A 612-nucleotide genomic window follows, 5' to 3' on the forward strand; every position below is an offset into this window, starting at 1 on the left:
AACACATTTTTGCAAATTTGTCGCAGTTACATAAATGCATATTGATTATTTTTTCTGCTCCATTAGTCCTGCAAAACGGGGCTAACGGAGCAATTTATTCTAATTGTTCCCCGAGACTTCTTCCGTTGCCTCCTGGCGAAGTTTCTGGGCATCCATTCCGTTTAGCCGTTCAATGGCTCTATCTGCGGCACTCTGACGATTTCCATCAACGTTTAGCGTACTTCCTGAGCCTGTGAGTCGTTCCAGATCCAGTGACGGTACTTCGGGTAGGTTGCCTGTTATCGACAAGATACCTATCCATTCATCGAGATTGACTTGGCTCCAATCTACCTGGTTTAACTGACTCGCGGTCAAACCTTCACAGTTTGGTGACTTGGCACTGCCCCAACCAAGGCCCAATTGAGGGCGTACTTGTTCTTGAATGATCCGTGAAAGTGGCGAAGTAAAACAGCAATATGACTGCCGTTTTTCAACACAGGCACCTAAGAACTTAGACTTGCAGTAAGAGCCTACATAGTGGCAACTCTTCAATACCCGCTTGGCGTTCATTTCAAACTCGCTCTGCTCACATTTCCAGATAAGCTGAATGAGGATCATAGTGACTGAATAAAT

Annotated in this window: 1 protein-coding gene; it reads right to left on the reverse strand. The window is 45.3% G+C overall.

Going from position 1 to position 612, the window contains the following annotated elements:
• Positions 1 to 99: 99 nt before the first annotated feature.
• On the reverse strand, positions 100 to 612 hold a 513-nt coding region (gene traN / locus R7Z49_RS26120), incomplete at its 5' end, for a conjugal transfer protein TraN (RefSeq protein WP_318112578.1).

The organism is Vibrio sp. 1562 (genome assembly GCF_033340155.1).
Lineage (GTDB): Bacteria > Pseudomonadota > Gammaproteobacteria > Enterobacterales > Vibrionaceae > Vibrio > Vibrio alginolyticus.